The sequence below is a fragment of the Halohasta litchfieldiae genome (genome assembly GCF_002788215.1).
In the GTDB taxonomy this organism is placed as follows: Archaea; Halobacteriota; Halobacteria; order Halobacteriales; family Haloferacaceae; genus Halohasta; species Halohasta litchfieldiae.
Window position 1 is genome coordinate 572,935 of sequence record NZ_CP024845.1, and the last position, 18,709, is coordinate 591,643.

Here is an 18,709-nt window from a genome sequence, read left to right on the forward strand (position 1 = left end):
GCCGGAGCGCATTTATCGCCCGCCAGTCGACTGCCCACAGTGACAGTCCGGCTCGAATACGACGAGGGCACGCTCCGCATCGAGAGCGACCGCGAGAGCGATCCACCCCTCAGTGGCCTGCCGGGCGTCGAACCTGACCCCCGCAGCGACATGTCCCGCGCACCCGCCCAGTTCTACGCGCCGATCCGCGATGTTCTCCGTGAACTCGACGCTGACGTAGCGGACGCTGTGCTCACCCCCGAGCCACTGGCCCTCGCAACCTCCTACGAACTTCGCGACTACCAGCAGGACGCGCTCGACGCGTGGGTCGACAGCAACCGCCGCGGCGTACTCGAACTCCCAACGGGAGCCGGGAAAACCGTCATCGCGCTCGCCGCGATTGCCGACGCCGGAACGCCAACCCTGATCGTCGTCCCGACAATCGACCTGCTCGAACAGTGGCAGCGCGAACTCGAAACCGAGTTCGACGTGCCGATTGGTCGACTCGGCGGCGGCGAACAACGAGTAGAGGACGTAACCGTCGCTACGTACGATTCGGCGTACCTCCGAGCCGATGAACTCGGCGACCGATTTGGTCTCGTGGTCTTCGACGAGGTCCACCACCTCGGAGCCGAAGGATACCAAGACATTGCGCGACTGATGGCCGCGCCGGACCGCCTCGGCCTGACAGCCACCTTCGAGCGACCCGACGGCGCACACGAGGCGATCCGTGATCTCGTTGGGCCACGCGTGTTCCAGATTGCGGTCGACGAGCTGGCGGGCGACCATCTCGCCCCCTACGAAATTCGACGAATCGAGGTCGAACTCACCCCCGAGGAGCGCGCTGAGTACGACGATGTTCAGGGAATATTTGTCGACTACGTCCGCAAATCGAATATCAGCTTCAACAGCGGGAGTGACTACCTCCAGTTGGTCAAGCGCTCGGGCAACGACCCCGCCGCAAGGGAGGCCTTGCTGGCCAAACAGCGGGCCCGCGAGTTGATGATGAATGCCGAAAACAAACGCCACCAGTTGGCCCGAATTTTTGACCGTCATAAGGAGGATCGGATCATCGTCTTCACCGCCCACACGGAACTCGTCTACCGACTCTCCGAGCGATTTCTGCTACCAGCGATCACCAACGAGACCGGCGCAGCCGAACGCCGCGAGATCCTCGAACGGTTTCGGGACGGAACCTACAGCCGAATCGTCGCGGCCAACGTGCTCGATGAGGGCGTCGACGTCCCCGATGCCAACGTGGCAGTCGTCCTTTCCGGCAGCGGCAGCCAACGGGAGTTCACCCAGCGACTCGGGCGGATTCTGCGGCCGAAAGACGACGGCGGCCGGGCCATTCTCTACGAACTCGTGAGTGCGGAGACTGCTGAGGAGCGAGTGGCAGCGCGTCGACGGTGAGTCGTCACGCCGACAGCGAGGCCGCTGCCTCGTGACGCTAAGCCGCGGTCGAGATAGACCTTCCTCGGGGTGTTTATAAGTAGTCGCTTGCTAACGATACGCTGTGCTGACGAAGGACCTCCTCCGTGTCTCCCGGCGCGGCGGCAGCTACCGCCCGGAGTTCATCGGCCATGAGATACGGCCACTGGCCGTTCAACTGATCGAGATTTATAAGAATCACGTCGACCAATCACACCGAGCAGTCGACGAGGCCGTCGAGGCTATCGAACGTGAGGAGTCCGATTTTAAACTGGTCCGCGGGCTTGCCGCCCTGCTCGACCGCGAGGCGACCTTCGAGACGGTTGCACCGCTGCCACCCGAGCGAACCCGCCGTCGGGCCTTCGAGGCCGCCGAGACGGTCGGTGTCGCAACCAGCGAGGGGCGCAAGCAGGCTATCGAGATCGCTGCAGAGGGACTAGCGGTCGACACCGATGCTGTCGAAAAGTCGCTGTACGCCGACCGCGACTGCAACCAACGACTCACCGAATTCGATTGCCGGTGGGACCCAGAGACGCTCATCGAGCAGTACAACCTCTCGCTGGCCCAGACCGCGCTGTTCGACGCCACCGAAGTCCGGATTACGAGCGACGATCCACGTGGACTCATCTCGGCAATCAAACGACTCCGGCTGATGTACGAGATCGAACGCACGGAGTCCGAGGGGTCGACCCAACGAACCGTTGTCGTCACTGGGCCGGACCGACTCTTTCGGCGGACCCGGCGGTACGGAACCGCCTTCGCCCGACTGCTCCGGTCGGTCGCCACGAGTAGCGAGTGGGAGCTCCGAGCAACTGTTGACGACCGCGGCACCGAACGCGAGTTGGTGCTGACCGACCGCGATGTCTCAGTGCCGGGCGTCGACCCAATTGCCGAGCCAAGCTACGACAGCGGCGTCGAGGCCGACTTCGCTGCCCGCTTTTCAAACCTTGACCTCGACTGGGAGCTACACCGCGAGCCTGACCTCTTGGAGACCGGAACAAGCGTAATGATCCCCGATTTCGCCTTCGACTACCGCTATGCCGACTTCCGGGTCTATTTTGAGGTCATGGGCTTTTGGACACCGGCGTACGTCGACAAGAAGCTCGGCCAACTCGAAGCAGTCGAAGATGTCGACCTCATTGTCGCCGTCGACGATTCGCTGGGTGTCGGTGAGGAGATTACAGCCGCCGACCATCGGGCAGTTCCCTACAGCGGGTCGGTCCGCCTCAAGGATGTTGTCGACGTGCTTCGGGAGTACGAAACTGACCTTCTTGAGGCGGCCAGCGCTGATTTGCCCGAGTCGTTTACCCCTGTTGCAGATGTGACAACCATCGAGGCCGTCGCTGCGGAGTACGGTGTGTCGACTGACGCGCTTGCAGGGCGGGCGTTTCCGGACCACGAGCGTCTCGGGGAGCTGTTGGTTCGACCCACTGTGCTTGCCGATGTTAGTGAGCGGCTAACGGAGGGGATGTCGCTCACTGAGGCCGAATCCGTGCTCTCGGAGTACGGATTGACTGACACCAGTGCCGTATTATCAGCGGTCGACTACCGGGTTGTCTGGGAGGGTCTGACCGGTGGTACGTTGGAAAAACGGTAACCGGTAGCTGACTGTCCGCGTACTGCCACGGGACTTTTGCTGGTTGGGCTCCTCTGTTAGCTATGGTCCTCAAACAACTGTTCGCCTCGAAATGGTCGCGGCTGTTTAGTCTCGTCTCGGTGTTGATTAACGGGATTCGGGCACTGCTGAGTGGCAACCGACGCGTTGGTGCGCTGTTGGTTGGGGTCGCACTACTGGCCTACCGATGGTCGCCGCTTGGCATCGTGGTCACGATACTAATGTCCCTGTATGGTGATGAAATCCGCAACTGGGCGATGGATCAACCCGAACGACAGCCCTGATTTATAGCGTCGACAGCGCTTCTTGGTTGCCTTTCGGCACCGTCGACCGCAGTTCGTCGTACAGATACAGCCCAACCCCAACCGGTTCGCGCTCGCCAGCGAACTGGTGGGCAGCGATCAGATACCCCCAGTCGCCGTCCCAGTCGACATCTTGATCGTTGCCGCGGGCGAACTGCGCGGCCTCCTCAGCCGAGAGGTCGACGACGTTTTTCGTCGCGTGCTTGCCGAACCGCTGGACTGCGCTGTGGGTCGGTTTCCAGTGTTCTTGGCGAGTGCGGAGCACGGTCATCCCGAGTCCCTCGATACGAATCGGACTCGGCATGTCGTCTGCAAAGATCCATATTTTCCCTTTGCCTTTTTCCCAGAACGTGAACGACTCGAAGACGGCTGGCTCGATACCGAACCGTTCTTCGAAGAAGTCGACCACTTCCTCGCGGGAGGCCCGACCTGTCACCTCTCGGTCGTCGGGTGTGGCAGGCAGTCGACCGAACCGCTGGCCGACGTTGTCCCGCAGGTCCTCATTTTCGCTGGCTTCGTCACCAACATCGCTCATGCGGTCACCTCCAGTTTCGCACAGTAGAAGCCGCCGGTATCGTTAAGATGTGGATAGATCCGATGGGTGTTTTCGACGCTCGAATCGTAGGTTTCGTCCTCCCACTCAGTAACCCCCGGCCGCGATTCGATTGGGCAGTCGAACTCGACGACTTCACAGCCCTCTGTGTCGAGGACGTGGTCGACCACGGCCTCGTTTTCTTCGGGCGCGAACGTACAGGTAGAGTAGACAACCGTCCCGCCGGGTTTGGTCGCCTGAACCGCCCGCGAGAGGATTCCCTTTTGAATGGCCGACACGCTGTGGACGTGTTCGAGTGTCCACTGGTCGAGCGTATCGGGGTTCTTCCGAACCGTTCCCTCACAGGAACAGGGCGCGTCGACCAGCGCCCGGTCGAACTCGTCGAACCCGAACGGTTTCAGCGAGAAGTTTCGGCCGTCCTGCTGGGTCACGACGAGATTCGTGATCCCGAGTCGTTCGGCATTGTGCCGAAGCGCCGAGAGTCGACCGAGGTTGTTGTCGTTGCCAATGACGACCCCGGTGTCGTCCATCATCGCCGACAACTGAGTGGTCTTACTGCCGGGTGCTGCACAGCTATCCCATACCTTCTCGCCGGGTTGGGGGTTGAGCGCAATGGCTGGGAGTGCCGAGACCTCTTCCTGGCCGTGGAGCCAGCCATGGAAGTAGGGCCACGACGTGCCCGGGCCGCGTTCGTCGAGTCGCAGGATTTCGTCGTTCCAGTCGACCGTCTCGTAGCCGACGCCCTCCTCGTCAAGCCCAGCACGCACACGTTCTGGTGTCGCGTTGATCGTGTTGACGCGGACGACCGACGGCAGCGGTCGCTCACAGGCGGCAAAAAACGCCTCGCGGTCCTCGACCAGCGGGGCATACCGCTCTAACGGATTCATAGACTCTCTTCTCAGCGCCTCCGTTAGTCGGTTTCGGAGCGTGGCTCCGGCCCAGTCGACCAGTAGCCACCGACTACTACTGGACACCAATCGTTAGGTGCTGGCACACGTAGCTTAACCTATGGCACAAATTGACATTGTCGACGAACAGGTGTCGCTTGAAAGGCCGGTCCTGATCGAAGGCTTCCCCGGCGTGGGGTTGGTCGGGAAGATGGCAGGCGACCACCTGATCGATGCCTTCGATATGGACCACTATGCCAACGTCTTCTGTGAGAGTATTCCGCCGGTAGCAACCTACCAGAAGGACAACCGAGAGCTGGTGACGCCAGTTCGACTCTACGTCGACGCCGAGCGGGAGCTGCTGGTACTCCAGAGCGATGTCCCAATCGGGCCGGAAGGAGCCACAGAGTTCGGCAACTGTGTCGCCGGCTGGTTCGCCGAAACCGAGATCCTGCCGGTCTACATCTCTGGACTGCCGCGGCAGACCGAGGAGACACCTGCACTGTACGGTGTGTCGACTGATGGTACTGCTGGTGAACGACTCACCGAGGCAGGGGTCGACCAACCGGCCGAGATGGGACTCATTTCGGGACCGACCGGCGCGCTGTTGGCGCATGCAACCGAACACGACCACACTGCGGTTGGACTCATCGTCGAGTCGAACCCACAGCTCCCGGATCCAATCGCCTCGCAGGTCGTCATCGAGCAGGGTATTGAGCCTCTTGCGGACATCTCAGTACCAACTGAGAATCTGTCGACCCGTGCCGAGGAGATCGAGGAGGCACGCCAACAGCTGATCCAGCGGATGCAGCAAGCCAACGACGACAGCAGCCGCGCCCAGCCACTCCGAATGTATCAGTAGAGGCGTCGATAGTAGGTGTCCGTTTGCCATCCGTTTCTGAACTCTTAAGCCGCCGAAGCGACTGTACGGGAATATGAGCGAGGACCCAGCAGCGGTCGACGAATCGGCGTCCAAAAGCGACGACTCGGAGCCCGAAGAAGCCGAGACTGCTGGCACTGATCTGTTTGAGGAGGAAGAAGAAGAGGAAGAGGAATTCTTCGACGATGAGCAGAATGTCGAGGAACTCAAAGCCGAACTCGAAGCCAAAGACGCTGAGATCGAGGACCTCACCGACAAGCTCAGCCGGTCGCGGGCCGACTTCCAGAACTACAAAAAGCGGATGCAGAACAAACAGGAGGAGATGCAGGCCCGCGCGACCGAGGATCTCGTCTCCCGATTCACCAAGATCCGAGAGAACCTCGTCCGGGCACTCGATCAAGATCAGGATGCGGATATTCGACCGGGCATCCAGTCGACGCTCGACGAGTTGGATGCTATTCTCGACGAGGAAAACGTCGAGATCATCTCGCCGGAACCGGGCGAGGCAGTCGACCCCCAGCGTCACGAAGTGATGATGAACGTCGCAAGCGATCAGCCCGATGGCACGGTCGCCGACGTCTATCAAGCAGGCTACGAGATGGCGGGCAAAGTCTTGCAGGCCGCACAGGTCACCGTCAGCAGTGACGACGCCTGAGCAAGCAGTGGGTGAGTAAGTCGGTAACATTGCGGTCGTACAAAGAAACGTCGACCGGATCGATTTCTTCAGCCGCTAATCGCAAGACAGCGGCGACCCCTGCTGTCCGTTTGCGTCGGGCTGTCTAGTAACCTTTAACCGAGACAAGCCGGTAATTGGGGCCAACATGGCTAGCGAGAAGATTCTCGGAATTGACCTTGGGACCACGAACAGCGCGTTCGCGGTAATGGAGGGTGGAGAGCCGGAGATCATCGTCAACTCGGAGGGTAACCGAACGACCCCGTCGGTTGTCGCGTTCTCCGATGACGACGAACGGCTTGTCGGCAAGCCAGCCAAAAACCAGGCTGTACAGAACCCTGATAAAACGATCCAATCGATCAAACGCCACATGGGCGAGGAGGGGTACGAGGTTGAGGTTGAGGGCGAATCCTACACCCCCGAACAGATCTCGGCGATGATCCTCCAGAAGATCAAACGCGACGCCGAGGAGTATCTCGGCCACGATGTCGAGAAGGCCGTCATTACGGTTCCGGCCTACTTCAACGACAAACAGCGACAGGCAACGAAAAACGCCGGTCAGATCGCCGGCTTCGAGGTCGAACGCATCGTCAACGAGCCGACCGCAGCCTCGATGGCCTACGGCCTCGACGACGAATCCGATCAGACAGTTCTCGTCTACGATCTGGGTGGCGGCACGTTCGATGTGTCGGTCCTCGAACTCGGCGGCGGCGTCTACGATGTTGTCGCAACCAACGGTGACAACGATCTCGGTGGCGACGACTGGGACCAGGCGATCATCGATCATCTCGCCACAGAGTTCAAAAACGATCACGGCATCGAACTCCGCGACGACCGACAGGCACTCCAGCGACTCAAGGAAGCCGCCGAAGAGGCCAAGATCGAACTCTCCTCGCGGAAAGAGGCGAAAATCAATCTGCCGTTCATCACAGCGACTGACTCCGGCCCGGTCCACCTCGAAACCTCGATCACCCGCGCAACCTTCGAGAAGATTACCTCGGATCTGATCGAGCGAACCGTCGGCCCGACAGAGCAGGCCATCGAAGACGCCGGGATCTCCGACAGCGACATTGACGAGGTCATCCTCGTCGGTGGTTCGACCCGGATGCCACAGGTCGCTGACAAGGTCGAAGAGATCATCGGTCAAGAGCCAAAGAAGAACGTCAACCCCGACGAAGCCGTCGCCCTCGGTGCAGCGATTCAGGGCGGCGTCCTCGCAGGCGACGTCGACGACATCGTGCTGCTCGACGTGACCCCACTGAGCCTCGGTATCGAGGTCAAAGGCGGGCTCTTCGAGCGACTCATCGACAAGAACACGACGATCCCGACCGACGCCGCGAAGGTGTTCACCACCGCGGCGGACAACCAGACCTCGGTGCAGATCCGGGTGTTCCAAGGCGAACGCGAGATCGCCAACGAGAACGAACTGCTCGGGGAGTTCATGCTGACCGGCATCCCACCGTCACCGGCCGGCATGCCGCAGATCGAAGTCGAGTTCTCGATTGACGCCGACGGCATCGTCAACGTCTCGGCGGAGGATCAGGGCTCGGGCAACGCCGAGTCGATCACCATCGAGGGCGGTGCTGGACTCTCCGACGAGGAAGTCGACCGCATGCAGGAAGAAGCAGAGGAACACGCCGAAGAGGACCAAGAGCGCCGCGAGCGCATCGAGGCACGCAACGACGCCGAGGGCGCAGTCCAGCGCGCCGAGTCGCTCCTCGAAGAGAACGAAGAGGCCGTCGACGACGATCTCGAAGCCGGTATTCGAGACGCCATGGACGACGTCGAGGACGTGCTCGAAGACGAGGACGCCGACACCGAAGAGCTTCACGACGTGACCGAGGAACTCACCGAAGAGCTTCAAGAGATCGGCAAGCAGATGTACGAAGGACAGGCCCAACAGGCTCAGGCCGGTGCTGGCGGTGCCGGTGCCGCGGGTGGTCCTGAGGGCGGCTTCGGTCCGGGCGGTCCCGACGGCGCGGCTGGCGAAGGCGACGAGTACGTCGACGCCGACTTCGAGGATGCGGACGAAGAAAAAGACGACGAGTAGTCGACGCTGACGGTCGGTTGCAGTCGCTGCGTTTTGTTCTCGTATATATACTGGCCTGTCGACAGATCACCGAAACGGACATCTGACCTTTGGTCTCGGCGACCGAACACAGGGACATGTCCGCCAGTCGACCGAACGTCCTCCTACTTTTGACCGACCAAGAGCGTGCCGACCTCGTGGCTCCCGACGGGCTACCGGTCGACACGCCGAATATCGACCGCCTCCGCGAGGAGGGAATGTGGTTCGAGTCGGCCTACACGCCGACGAGCATCTGTACGAGTGCCCGTGCCTCATTGTTAACCGGCCTCTATTCGCATGCTCACGGCCTGCTTAACAACAGCCACGAGGCGGATGCGATCCGAACCGATCTCCCCGAGGAGCTGCCGACGCTCGGTGAACTCCTCGCAGAGAGTGGCTACACCAACACCTATCTCGGGAAATGGCACGTCAGCCACAATCACACGCCCGGTGATTTCGGGTTTCGGTACTTCGGGGGGAGCGACTATCACCACGACAACTTCGATGTGGCGTTCGAACACTTCCGGGAGTCACAGGGAATCAGGGTCCCCGAAGTCGATGTCGAAGATAAAATCTATGCCGGTGAGGGTGACGACACCACCCTCATCGCAGGCACTGATCCAGTGCCAGTCGAGGCCTCGCGGCCCTACTTTCTGGCCGAACGGACGATCAACGCGCTGGAACGCTGGGTCGACGACGACCGGCAACCCTGTTTCCACCGCACCGACTTCCTCGGTCCACACCACCCGTATGTCGTCCCCGAACCCTACGCGTCGATGTACGAGCCGACCGAGATCGAGCCGTGGTCAAACTACGCCGAAACCTTCGAGAGCAAGCCGCGTGTCCACGAGCAGTATCTTCACTACCGGGGCGTAGAGGGCTTCGAGTGGGAGACGTGGGCCGAAGCCATCGCGAAGTATTTCGGCTTCATGACGCTGATCGACGACCAGATCGGCCGGATTCTCGACGCCCTCGACGATCTCGGCATGGCAGACAAGACGGCTGTCGTCCATACCTCGGATCACGGCGATCTCACGGGGTCACACCGCCTGTTCAACAAGGGGCCGATGATGTACGACGAAACCTACCGAATCCCCCTCGTCGTTCGGTGGCCGGGTGTCGTCGACCCCGGCAGCCAGTCGACCGACTTCGTCCGTCTCCACGATCTGATGCCGACGTTTCTCGATTGGGCCGGTATCGAACCTCCTGAGGGGATCCACGCCCGGAGTATACAGCCCCTACTAATGGGCGACCTCCCGGATGACTGGCCAGCGTCGACCTACGCCCAGTACCATGGCGACGAGTTCGGCCTCTACTCACAGCGGATGGTCCGAACTGAGGAGTACAAGTTCATATATAATGGGCCGGATCGAAACGAACTGTACGATCTGACGGCAGATCCCCACGAACTCCGGAATCTCGCCGACCATCCGGCGTATGCGGACGTGCAACGGGAGATGGAGGGTCGGCTGGTCGACTGGATGGACGAGGTCGACGATTCGCTCCGGCGGTGGGTGCCGAAAACACTGCAATAACTGGGGTTCGGTCACCAACTGAACGGTCGACAGTAGCATCCGCGGATGTGACTGGAAAGCAGGATATCAGGAATTGTGTACAGTATCTGACCGAGTTATCTACCGTCTACCCGTCAGTAGGCGTAGTTATCTTGCAGAAGATACTGGCCGAAGACACCCTCTCGGAGACAGTCTCACCTGTTTGTACGGTCGAAAAATCGATAGAATCGGTACGTCTCGGTAGTAGGTATATCTACTACCCACTTATTCTAGTAGTGATTTTATAAAATCCTGTAGGTGACTGATTACAATAGGGTTATCCAGTGGAGTATCCGGTACTCTTCGGCCCGAAAACGGCTGGGAGGACCAACCATGTCCGACGAACGAAAGCTATCCAGACGAGCGAGCCTCCGAGGAATCGTAGCGACCGGCGCAATCATCAGCGGTACCAGCCTCAGTGCCGGGACGGTCAGCGCGAGCGAAAAAAAGGTCGACAGCATCAAAGAAATCGATTTCAAGGACTGTCATTCGATGGCCGTACACCTCAAAGACGGCCATGAAACGGTCCCAATCACGATTAGGGCCTACAACGACGACAGCGAGCGAATCGAAAACATCCAGCAGACGATCAAGAAAAAAGAGCTGCTGCCGTACGAATTGTGGAAGGAGATCCACGACGGCAACGACCACGAGGACGATCTCGACGATTACGACGACCACGACGACAAAAAGAAAGACGACGACCACGACGAGAAGTGTCTCTGCGGTGAGCACGATGATGACGACCACAAAAAGAAAGGCGACCACGACCGCAAATACGTCTGGACGTTCGACATCTACCAGTTCTACGACCACGCTATCGACGCCGACGACAAGATCCTCTCGGTAAAAGTCGGCGACAAGCGGATCAAAAACACCAACGACTGCGCCAAGAAATACTCCAACGACTACGACAAGAAGGGCGATATCGACACCGACGACATCGGCCTCGTGGCGATCTGTGTCAATAGCGACACCAACACCGCACGCTACCGCGTCGACAACTGGAACAAAAAGGCGGTCACGGTCCAGTACGACGTCTACAACACCGACCGTGGCGGCGAGATGATGGTCGAACCCAAGAGCACGACCTACTTCGATGTCGAGGCGAGTGGCTCGGGTGGCGAAGCGACCGTCCGACTGTTCTACGAGGGCGAGGAGATCGACGTCAAAGCCAGCAACACCGAGCGCGACTGCCTCGCCGAGAACGATGTCGCGTTTAGCGTGAACGATATCGACTTCTCGAAACGGAAAATCGAGTTCTATCTCCACGACGGAACCGACTTCGACCGGACGTTCAACTACTACAACTATGAGACTGGAGCCGCGGGGACGATCACGGTTCACGACGACCCTGCCAGTGCCGAAACGTTCTGGGTGGACGCACCGCGCTGCAAGGCATCGGTCACACTGTTCTACCAGGGCCACGTTGTCGGCAAGGCCAAAAACGACAGTGATCTCGACGGGCCAGTAGTCAACAAAACCCAACAGGAGAGCTACGAGACGATCCAAGAGGCGGTCGACGACGCCAACGAGGGCGATACGATCATCGTCTGCGAGGACCAGGAACCCGACGGGACGGTTGTGGTCGACGTAGAGAACCTCACGATAGAAGGGTTCGAAAAACCGGTTGTCGAGGTGAACGCCAGTTCTGCATTCAGCATTGAGGCCGACGGCGTAACAGTTGACGGCCTCGAAATACGAAATCCGGCAAGTGGGATCTCGGCTACCCCGGGCGACTTCAGTGGGGCCGTCGGGATAACTGTCAGTGCCGGAAGTGAGGACGCGTGTATACAAAACAATGTGATCACCGAGATTGGAACAGAGAACGACGACGCGAACGCAATCGGAGTTCTGGCGAATGACGGCACCAGCGGGATCAAGATCAAGAACAACAAAATCACCAACCTCGAAGGGACTGACGAAGACCAAGGTGCTGTGCAAGCGATCCTGATCGACGAATCGGGCACACCGATCACCGACGTGAAGGTCAAAGACAATACGATCAGCGACCTGCTCGACACGCGCTCGACAGTTGCTGTCCGATTCAATGGCGACGTTTCCGGTGACATTACTGACAACGACATCAGCGATCTGAACACCGAAGGAACGATTCCCGGTTCAGGTGGCGATCCCGGTGGCTTCACGCAGGTTATTTCGCTGGCTCGAGGCGGCGCTAGTACTAACGGTCCTTCGAATGTCACCATCGAAGACAACTCCATTTCTGACATCGAGACGACGACTCCGGACAACTTCTTTGCACCGACCCATATCATCGTCGGAGCAGATGCGGACGCAGCGACGATTACCATCGAATCGAACGACTTCTCCGGAGACAGTACTGACGACGACGAATTCTACGTCATCGACGAGACTGGCGATCTCGATCTGAATACTGTGCTGGATGACAACAGCTTCAATCCGCCCGGAGATGTCACTTCGTTCAACGGTGGCGCAATCGTGAGAGACGACTAGACGAGAATTCACGAACTCCCGACACCACACGATACCGATGGTGTCACTCCCTCCGGGTTTCTTTTGATGGCAGAGATCACAAACGACTCGTGTCGAACTCAGTGCAGTAGCGGAGGGATCACGGCATCCCGCTGACTGTGTCTGGATGTGTTCTATCTATTGATGTATTATTAGTTACCTCCGCAACACATCCTTCGAAAGACGAACGCTCACGCCCGACGAGGATATCATCGCCTTCCTCTACGCGGATACGCTGGGTAGCATCAGCCGAATTGCTCAGCTCTCCGATGTGGGGTATGCTACTGTCGACACGACCATCCGCAGGTCGAAGCCGCTTGTGATCGCGGTTTCGACCTTGTCTGGACACGTATCCAAGAAGATGGTGACAGTCCTCCCCAGATCGACGAAACGGGCCAGCAACGTTCTGGCTTCAAGCGACAGACGCCGACGCGAGACGGTCTGTTCGACGGCTCGGGCGAACCGGGGAGATCACGCTGGAAACGTACAGCAGGCGAGACAGTGATACTCGTTGGACGTGTCGAGAGACACTCCGCGTGATTCGTGGAGCGTGATGCACAACCTGACGAACTGGGACGGACGCTTGATGAGGTAGAGATCCTCTCAGGGATGATTGATGAACGGTGGTCTGGCGGGGAGCGCGGCTACGCGCCACCCGTTTATCACACCGAAAAGGTCGTTCCACACTCCGAAGACATCGAAGCGAAAAGTCGAACTCCGTCGACTATCGGTGACTCAGGCGAGCCCCGACAACCAGTGCAAACATCGCCACAACCGTTCCGACGATGCCGAAGCCGGGGGCTTCGTCGGCTGTCGCAGAGCCATCGTCTCCGTCCGTCTCGTTCGCATCAGTGCCGTTGCCTGCTGTCGTTTCGTTCGTGTCGACACCTGTTGCAGTCTCGTTTTCGGCTGGATTGTCCGAGGCGAGCTGCAACACGACGACGACCTGTCCGTGTGATTCTGATTCGCGGTAGGTCCAGCCGCCGCCGGTCTCCTCGTAGGAGGTTGCAGCCTCGAGTGGATCGATATCCGTCTCCCACGTACTGGTTTTTTCGATGTAGCCGACAACTTCGATCCGATCCGCGTGGTCGCCGTCGACATTGGCTTCGCCGTACGAGATCTCCGCGTCGACGGCCGGGCCGTGGAACTCGATACAGTGGCTATCCATGTAGCCATCACCTTGGCCGATGTCGTCGGCAGTGCCGAACTGATCGGAGTCGAGCGGTCGGTCGTAGTGGTCGGTGAGCGGATACTCGACGGTCATCGGATCGGCACCGCTGTGCCACTCCAGAGTCTCGCCGGTCGGAATCGTGACGGTCGTGTTCGGAACTGTCTCGCCAACGATTGGCTCGCCCGCCTCGTTGAGCAGGACCGTGCAGATCTTTCCCGATCCATCGCCGAGATACGGATCACGATACTCGTCGCGGGGGTTGACGTAGCTCACCCAGCGGCCGTCGCTGGCCTCCGCCTCGAAATACTCGTCGCCGGGCTCGGGCGCCGGCTGACTGTATGCTGCTTCGGTTACTGAACTATTGGCTTCCTGCGCAGCGACGGCTGCAGGAGTACTGATACTGCCGATGAGACAGACACACAACAGAACGGTGAGAACGATCCGGCTGCGGTGCAAGCCTCGTGAGTGTTGCTGTGACATTGTTGTCGTTCGTAGTGTCACTCGACGTACGCCGACACAGCAGTGAGGAAGGTCGACGGTGAATCGAGAGTGACAATCCCACTGCTGGCTACACCGGTCGATCATTTAGGTATACTCTGGATAACCGACACAATAGCTGGCTCACCTGTCGCAGCGTCCGATACTCGCGGCAGTAAACAGTGTCTACCCTAGCGTAGCCGCCTCCTACCACTCGTATGCGGTCGAAAACTGTACCAACACGACTGGCAACTCGGGTTAGAGATAGCCCAAATCAGCAAGCCGCTGTTCGGTCGACGCACTCATCGCCACGCTGGTCTGGGTCGTGTGATCTCGTTCGACAGTCCCCAGCCAGTCATCGAGTTTGGTGTCGAGTCGAGCGACAAGCGCCGGTCGCTGGTCGACCCGGTTCTGTCGTTCACTGCTCGCGGCAGGATACAGCCATTGACTGCCATCCGACCCCCTGATGTAGGTCGCTTGGTTGGTTCGAACCGAACGAAGTGACCGGTCGAAGGCTTTCACGCGGTCAGGGAGCTCGCCGAACCGGGCTTCCAGCGAGTCGACGGATGGCTGGGGCTGAACGTGTTCGGCGTAGACGGCTTCACGAGGAGGCGTGGTCGACTGCGGGTGAAACGATTGGCCCTGCAGTTGCGTGAGGAGTTCAGGGGCCGAAATCCCGGTTTCGTCCAGCAGGGTCGGAACCAGATCCAGCAGTTGGACGAGCGACTCCTGTTGGCCACCACCTGAAAACGCCCCGCCGGAGATAACCAGCGGCACGTGGACGACCGTCTCGTGGAGGTTGTACTGGTGACCAAAAAAGCCGTACTCGCCGATGTTTTCGCCATGGTCACCAAGCACGACGAAAATCGTGTTCTCCCACTCACCGGCAGCCTGTAGCGACTCCCGGAGTCGACCGATCTGGGCGTCGACGTAGGCGAGTTCCCCCTGATACAGCCCGCGGAGCAGTTCACACTCTCGATCTGTGAGTTCGTAGTCGCCAACATCGAAGGCCCGAGGATCCTGTCGAAGCTGGATTGCCTCCTCAACCGCCGATGACGAGAGGAACTGTTCAGCGTACTCTCGGGGTGGATCGTACTCGATGTGGGGTTCGATGTAGTTACAGAACAGAAAAAACGGCTGGTCGTCCCCGTTTGTTTTTCGCCTAGTGAGCCAGGTGTCGACCCAATCGGTCGTCCGGGCGGCACCGTCGTCGTCACAGAGATATCGTTCGTAGGCAACGTTGGCGAGTGTGATCGCTGGATTGCCCGCCAGTAGCTGCTCTCTAAGTGACGTTAGTCGCTCACTAACACCGCTAGCACGGACGACCGCACCGGTGTCGACCTCGCTTTGGATGTACTGCCAGCCCTTCCGAAACTGATCGAAGCCGCGGTCGAAGCCGAACTCGCCGGTGATCCAGCAGTTGTTCGAGACGCCGACCGTCTCGTAGCCAGCCGACTGGAAGGCTTCCGGCAGTGTTTCGTGGTCGGCATCGAGATAGGTGTGGCCGCCGTGGGCACCGTGGGCGGCGGTATACTGGCCGGTGAACAGTGAGGCGTGTGCAGGGAGTGTCCACGGAGCACTCGTGTAGGCGTGAGTGAACTCGGTTCCGGAGCCTGCCAGCGACGCCAGCGTCGGGGTAATAGCGGACGTTGCGGGCACCGTTTCTCTGGCGCGGGCCGTATCCATGACGACGAGAACAATGTTTGGCGCGTCCCCGTCGCCGAGATCATGGGGTTCAGATGTATCGTCCGAGTGGCTGTCGGGAGACATGTTGATTCTACTACGCCAACTCGCGGGAAGGCAGTAGTTGCCGAACGCTTGCGGTATGTTCTTGATACAGTCCTGTTGTCACTCTCCCCCGGTCTCTCACAATCAGTATTTACCGAGAGCGAACAGACAGTCCTGTAATGCGTGCGTTTCGTCTTGCCTACGATGGTCGCCCTTTTTATGGCTTTCAGCGACAGCCCGACGTTCCAACCGTCGAGGACACGCTGTTCGACGCTCTTCGGTCACTGTCGGTGCTGTCGACTGACGCCAGTCGACCAGTGGGGTATGCGGCGGCGGGCCGAACTGACACCGGGGTGTCGGCAGTCGCCCAGACGGTCGCGTTTGACGCCCCGGAATGGCTCAAGCCACGCGTGCTCAACAGCGAACTCCCCGGCACGATCCGGGCGTGGGCCAGCGCCGATGTCGACGACGACTTTCATGCGACTCACCACGCGGTCCGCCGGGAATACAGCTACCGGCTATATGCGCCACAGCATGAGGCCCAAAGTTTTGACGGTCGACCGCCAGTCGACGCGGATCGGGCAGCAGCCGCGCTTACGGCACTCTGTGGCAGCCACGATTTCCACAACCTGACCCCGGACGACGAGGGGACCCGACGCGGGCTCTCGGGCTGGGTCGACCGCGATGGCGAGTTTTTGCTCATCGAGTTCGCGGCTGGTGGCTTCGCCCGCGAACTCGTCCGTCGACTCGTCTCGGTGATTCGACTCGTGGGAACTGGCCACCGAGATGTTGCATGGATCGAGAATCTCCTCGGCCCCGAGCCAGTCGAACAGCGTCCACCTGCGGCGCCACCCGAGCCACTGTTGCTTTCGGATGTTCGGTATCCGGGCGTCGACTTCGAGCGAGACCCGGAAGCCGCCGAGAGTGGGGCCGTCGCCTTCGGCGAGCGGGCCATTGAATCGCAGGCCCGGTCACGTGTCTCGCGGGCAGTCGTCGACCGACTCCGCGGTGGCGACCAGTAACAAGATTTACACGCGCTCTCGGCCTTCGGTCGGCCATGAGTACGGTTCCCGAACGATCTGAGCTGGCCGAACAACACAAATGGGCACTCGAAAGCATCTTCGAGTCCGACGAGGCGTGGCGCGAACAGTTCGAGACGGTTTCGGATCGCGTCGACGAACTCACTGCCTACGAGGGCCGAGTCACCGAAAGCCCGGAAACGCTGCTCGAACTGCTTGAACTCCGGGAAGAGATTATGCGAGAGGTCTCCCAGCTCGCAGTGTATGCCAACCTTCGAGCCAGTGAAGACACCAGAAATCAGGAGTATCAGGCACTCTCAGGGAAGGCCCAAGCACTCTCCTCGGAGGCCTCAAGCGCGACTTCCTACATCGAGCCAGAACTGCAGGAACTGACAGAGGCTGATATCGAGGAATTTGTCGACAGCGAGCCGGAACTCGCCAACTACGACCAGTTTTTCGACGATGTCCTGCGAGCGAAACCACACACTCGCTCAGCAGAGGTCGAAGAACTGCTGGCCGAACTGGGTGAAGTCACCAGTTCGCCCAGCGAAATCTACTCCATGTTGGCGGATGCGGATATGACGTTCCCGACCGTCGAAGACCCCGACGGCGATGAGATCGAGATTAGCCAAGGGAACTTTACGAAGCTCCTGAAACACGAGGACAGAGCGTTCCGGAAGCTGGTCCACGAGGAGTATTACGACGAGTGGGAAGGCGTGCGAAATACGGTCGGCACCTCGCTTAAAAAGCAGGTCCGAAAGGACGTCAAAGTCGCCCGGGCCCGTCACTACGAGACGGCCCGCGAGGCCGCCCTTGACGGCCCGAACGTCCCGGTCGAAGTGTATGACACCCTCGTCGACACCGTTCGGGACAATCTCCCCAAACTTCACCGCCACGCTGAGCTTAAACAGGAGTCTCTCGGCGTCGACGAACTCCAGCCGTGGGATCTGTACATGTCGCTCACTGGTGAGGAGGGACCGGATATCGAGTACGAACAGGCCAAATCCTGGATCATCGAGGCGGTCGCACCGTTAGGCGAGGCCTATCAAAAGCGGATGGCCGAAGGACTGGAGAGCCGATGGGTCGACGTCTACGAAAATCGCGGCAAGCGGTCGGGGGCCTTTTCGTCGGGAACCTACGACACCCAACCGTTCATCCTGATGAACTATCAGGACGACATCTCGTCGATGTACACACTGGCCCACGAGCTGGGTCACTCGATGCATTCGGAGCTGTCGGCCGAGGCCCAGCCATGGCACGATGCAGGCTACGAAATCTTCGTCGCCGAGGTCGCGTCGACGGTTAATGAGACGCTCCTGACCCACCATCTGCTGGAGACCGTCGACGACGACGAACTCCGCCTGCACGTGCTCGATGAGTATCTCGAACGGTTCCGGTCGACGCTGTTCCGCCAGACGATGTTCGCGGAGTTCGAACAGCAAATTCACGAACACGCCGAGGCCGACCAGCCGCTGACACCCGACGTGTTCGACGAGCTGTACGGCGATCTCAAATCGAGCTACTACGAGCCGGCGTCAGTCGACGACCACATTCAGCGGGAGTGGCAGCGGATTCCCCACTTCTATTACAACTTCTACGTCTACCAGTATGCGACCGGGATTTCGGCGGCGGTCGCGATTGTCGAGGGAATTCGGCAGGACGGCGAGGCTGGCGAGGAATCTGCGGCGGCCTACCGCGAGATGCTGCGTGCCGGTGGGAGCGTCTACCCCATCGAGGCGCTCGAACTCGCAGGCATCGATATGACGACCCCCGACCCAATCGAGTCGGCGCTCTCGGTGTACGGCGACTATCTCGACCGGGTTGCGGCATTGTTGTAGTCAGAGGAGTCGACGACTGTCGTTGGTTACGGGACGTCGGCC

The 18,709-nt window shown here is 59.8% G+C and carries 14 protein-coding genes; 10 read left to right on the forward strand and 4 right to left on the reverse strand.

What is annotated here, in order from left to right; genetic code table 11:
* The first annotated feature begins 39 nt into the window (after nucleotides 1-39).
* From HALTADL_RS02870 to HALTADL_RS02880, 3 genes are all read left to right on the forward strand, one after another.
* On the forward strand, nucleotides 40-1,392 hold the full coding sequence (locus HALTADL_RS02870; RefSeq protein WP_089672561.1) for a DEAD/DEAH box helicase family protein: 1,353 nt from the start codon (nucleotides 40-42) through the stop codon (nucleotides 1,390-1,392).
* A 103-nt stretch (nucleotides 1,393-1,495) separates the two neighbouring features.
* Nucleotides 1,496-3,007, forward strand: coding sequence for a DUF790 family protein (locus HALTADL_RS02875; RefSeq protein WP_089672560.1), 1,512 nt, complete (start codon nucleotides 1,496-1,498; stop codon nucleotides 3,005-3,007).
* Between the two features lie 62 nt (nucleotides 3,008-3,069).
* Complete coding sequence (locus tag HALTADL_RS02880) at nucleotides 3,070-3,309, forward strand: hypothetical protein (RefSeq protein ID WP_089672559.1); 240 nt, start codon at nucleotides 3,070-3,072, stop codon at nucleotides 3,307-3,309.
* A 1-nt stretch (nucleotide 3,310) separates the two neighbouring features.
* Here the strand turns inward: HALTADL_RS02880 and HALTADL_RS02885 are convergent, their stop codons facing one another.
* Together HALTADL_RS02885 and HALTADL_RS02890 are read right to left on the reverse strand one after the other, a co-directional pair.
* Nucleotides 3,311-3,862 carry a DUF7122 family protein gene (locus HALTADL_RS02885; protein WP_089672558.1) on the reverse strand — a complete coding sequence of 184 codons (552 nt, stop codon included), beginning with the start codon at nucleotides 3,860-3,862 and terminating at the stop codon, nucleotides 3,311-3,313.
* The gene (locus HALTADL_RS02890) at nucleotides 3,859-4,767 is read right to left on the reverse strand and encodes an RsmB/NOP family class I SAM-dependent RNA methyltransferase (RefSeq protein WP_089672557.1); all 909 of its coding nucleotides are present in this window, start codon (nucleotides 4,765-4,767) and stop codon (nucleotides 3,859-3,861) included. The genes HALTADL_RS02885 and HALTADL_RS02890 overlap by 4 nt, the downstream gene beginning before the upstream one ends.
* Nucleotides 4,768-4,888: 121 nt before the next feature.
* Between HALTADL_RS02890 and HALTADL_RS02895 the strand changes: the two genes are divergently transcribed.
* From HALTADL_RS02895 to HALTADL_RS02915, 5 genes are all read left to right on the forward strand, one after another.
* On the forward strand, nucleotides 4,889-5,629 hold the full coding sequence (locus HALTADL_RS02895; RefSeq protein ID WP_089672556.1) for a proteasome assembly chaperone family protein: 741 nt from the start codon (nucleotides 4,889-4,891) through the stop codon (nucleotides 5,627-5,629).
* A gap of 73 nt (nucleotides 5,630-5,702) precedes the next feature.
* The gene (locus tag HALTADL_RS02900; RefSeq protein ID WP_089672555.1) at nucleotides 5,703-6,302 is read left to right on the forward strand and encodes a nucleotide exchange factor GrpE; all 600 of its coding nucleotides are present in this window, start codon (nucleotides 5,703-5,705) and stop codon (nucleotides 6,300-6,302) included.
* A 166-nt stretch (nucleotides 6,303-6,468) separates the two neighbouring features.
* Nucleotides 6,469-8,370: a molecular chaperone DnaK gene (gene dnaK, locus HALTADL_RS02905; RefSeq protein WP_089672554.1), complete on the forward strand. Its 1,902-nt coding sequence runs from the start codon at nucleotides 6,469-6,471 to the stop codon at nucleotides 8,368-8,370.
* 116 nt (nucleotides 8,371-8,486) lie between these two features.
* Nucleotides 8,487-9,923 (forward strand): sulfatase-like hydrolase/transferase, encoded by a 1,437-nt coding sequence (locus HALTADL_RS02910; RefSeq protein ID WP_089672553.1) that lies wholly within the window; start codon nucleotides 8,487-8,489, stop codon nucleotides 9,921-9,923.
* 351 nt (nucleotides 9,924-10,274) lie between these two features.
* A complete protein-coding gene (locus HALTADL_RS02915; protein ID WP_089672552.1) occupies nucleotides 10,275-12,416 on the forward strand; it encodes a right-handed parallel beta-helix repeat-containing protein in 2,142 nt (713 codons plus the stop codon).
* A gap of 742 nt (nucleotides 12,417-13,158) precedes the next feature.
* Here the strand turns inward: HALTADL_RS02915 and HALTADL_RS02920 are convergent.
* Nucleotides 13,159-14,085: a PGF-CTERM sorting domain-containing protein gene (locus HALTADL_RS02920; RefSeq protein ID WP_089672551.1), complete on the reverse strand. Its 927-nt coding sequence runs from the start codon at nucleotides 14,083-14,085 to the stop codon at nucleotides 13,159-13,161.
* A gap of 255 nt (nucleotides 14,086-14,340) precedes the next feature.
* Nucleotides 14,341-15,852 (reverse strand): sulfatase, encoded by a 1,512-nt coding sequence (locus HALTADL_RS02925; RefSeq protein ID WP_089672550.1) that lies wholly within the window; start codon nucleotides 15,850-15,852, stop codon nucleotides 14,341-14,343.
* A gap of 137 nt (nucleotides 15,853-15,989) precedes the next feature.
* Here HALTADL_RS02925 and truA point away from each other — a divergent pair, with 137 nt between their 5' ends.
* Both truA and pepF read left to right on the forward strand, forming a co-directional pair.
* Nucleotides 15,990-16,832 carry a tRNA pseudouridine(38-40) synthase TruA gene (gene truA, locus HALTADL_RS02930; protein ID WP_089672549.1) on the forward strand — a complete coding sequence of 281 codons (843 nt, stop codon included), beginning with the start codon at nucleotides 15,990-15,992 and terminating at the stop codon, nucleotides 16,830-16,832.
* Nucleotides 16,833-16,867: 35 nt separating this feature from the next.
* Complete coding sequence (pepF, locus tag HALTADL_RS02935) at nucleotides 16,868-18,667, forward strand: oligoendopeptidase F (protein ID WP_089672548.1); 1,800 nt, start codon at nucleotides 16,868-16,870, stop codon at nucleotides 18,665-18,667.
* Nucleotides 18,668-18,709 lie beyond the last annotated feature (42 nt).

Coding starts and splice junctions, on each gene's coding strand:
- HALTADL_RS02880 (WP_089672559.1), top strand. CDS start 3,070: ATGGTCCTCAAACAACTGTTCGCCTCGAAATGGTCGCGGCTGTTTAGT.
- HALTADL_RS02885 (WP_089672558.1), bottom strand. CDS start 3,862: ATGAGCGATGTTGGTGACGAAGCCAGCGAAAATGAGGACCTGCGGGAC.
- HALTADL_RS02890 (WP_089672557.1), bottom strand. CDS start 4,767: ATGAATCCGTTAGAGCGGTATGCCCCGCTGGTCGAGGACCGCGAGGCG.
- HALTADL_RS02895 (WP_089672556.1), top strand. CDS start 4,889: ATGGCACAAATTGACATTGTCGACGAACAGGTGTCGCTTGAAAGGCCG.
- HALTADL_RS02900 (WP_089672555.1), top strand. CDS start 5,703: ATGAGCGAGGACCCAGCAGCGGTCGACGAATCGGCGTCCAAAAGCGAC.
- dnaK (WP_089672554.1), top strand. CDS start 6,469: ATGGCTAGCGAGAAGATTCTCGGAATTGACCTTGGGACCACGAACAGC.
- HALTADL_RS02910 (WP_089672553.1), top strand. CDS start 8,487: ATGTCCGCCAGTCGACCGAACGTCCTCCTACTTTTGACCGACCAAGAG.
- HALTADL_RS02915 (WP_089672552.1), top strand. CDS start 10,275: ATGTCCGACGAACGAAAGCTATCCAGACGAGCGAGCCTCCGAGGAATC.
- HALTADL_RS02920 (WP_089672551.1), bottom strand. CDS start 14,085: ATGTCACAGCAACACTCACGAGGCTTGCACCGCAGCCGGATCGTTCTC.
- HALTADL_RS02925 (WP_089672550.1), bottom strand. CDS start 15,852: ATGTCTCCCGACAGCCACTCGGACGATACATCTGAACCCCATGATCTC.
- truA (WP_089672549.1), top strand. CDS start 15,990: ATGCGTGCGTTTCGTCTTGCCTACGATGGTCGCCCTTTTTATGGCTTT.
- pepF (WP_089672548.1), top strand. CDS start 16,868: ATGAGTACGGTTCCCGAACGATCTGAGCTGGCCGAACAACACAAATGG.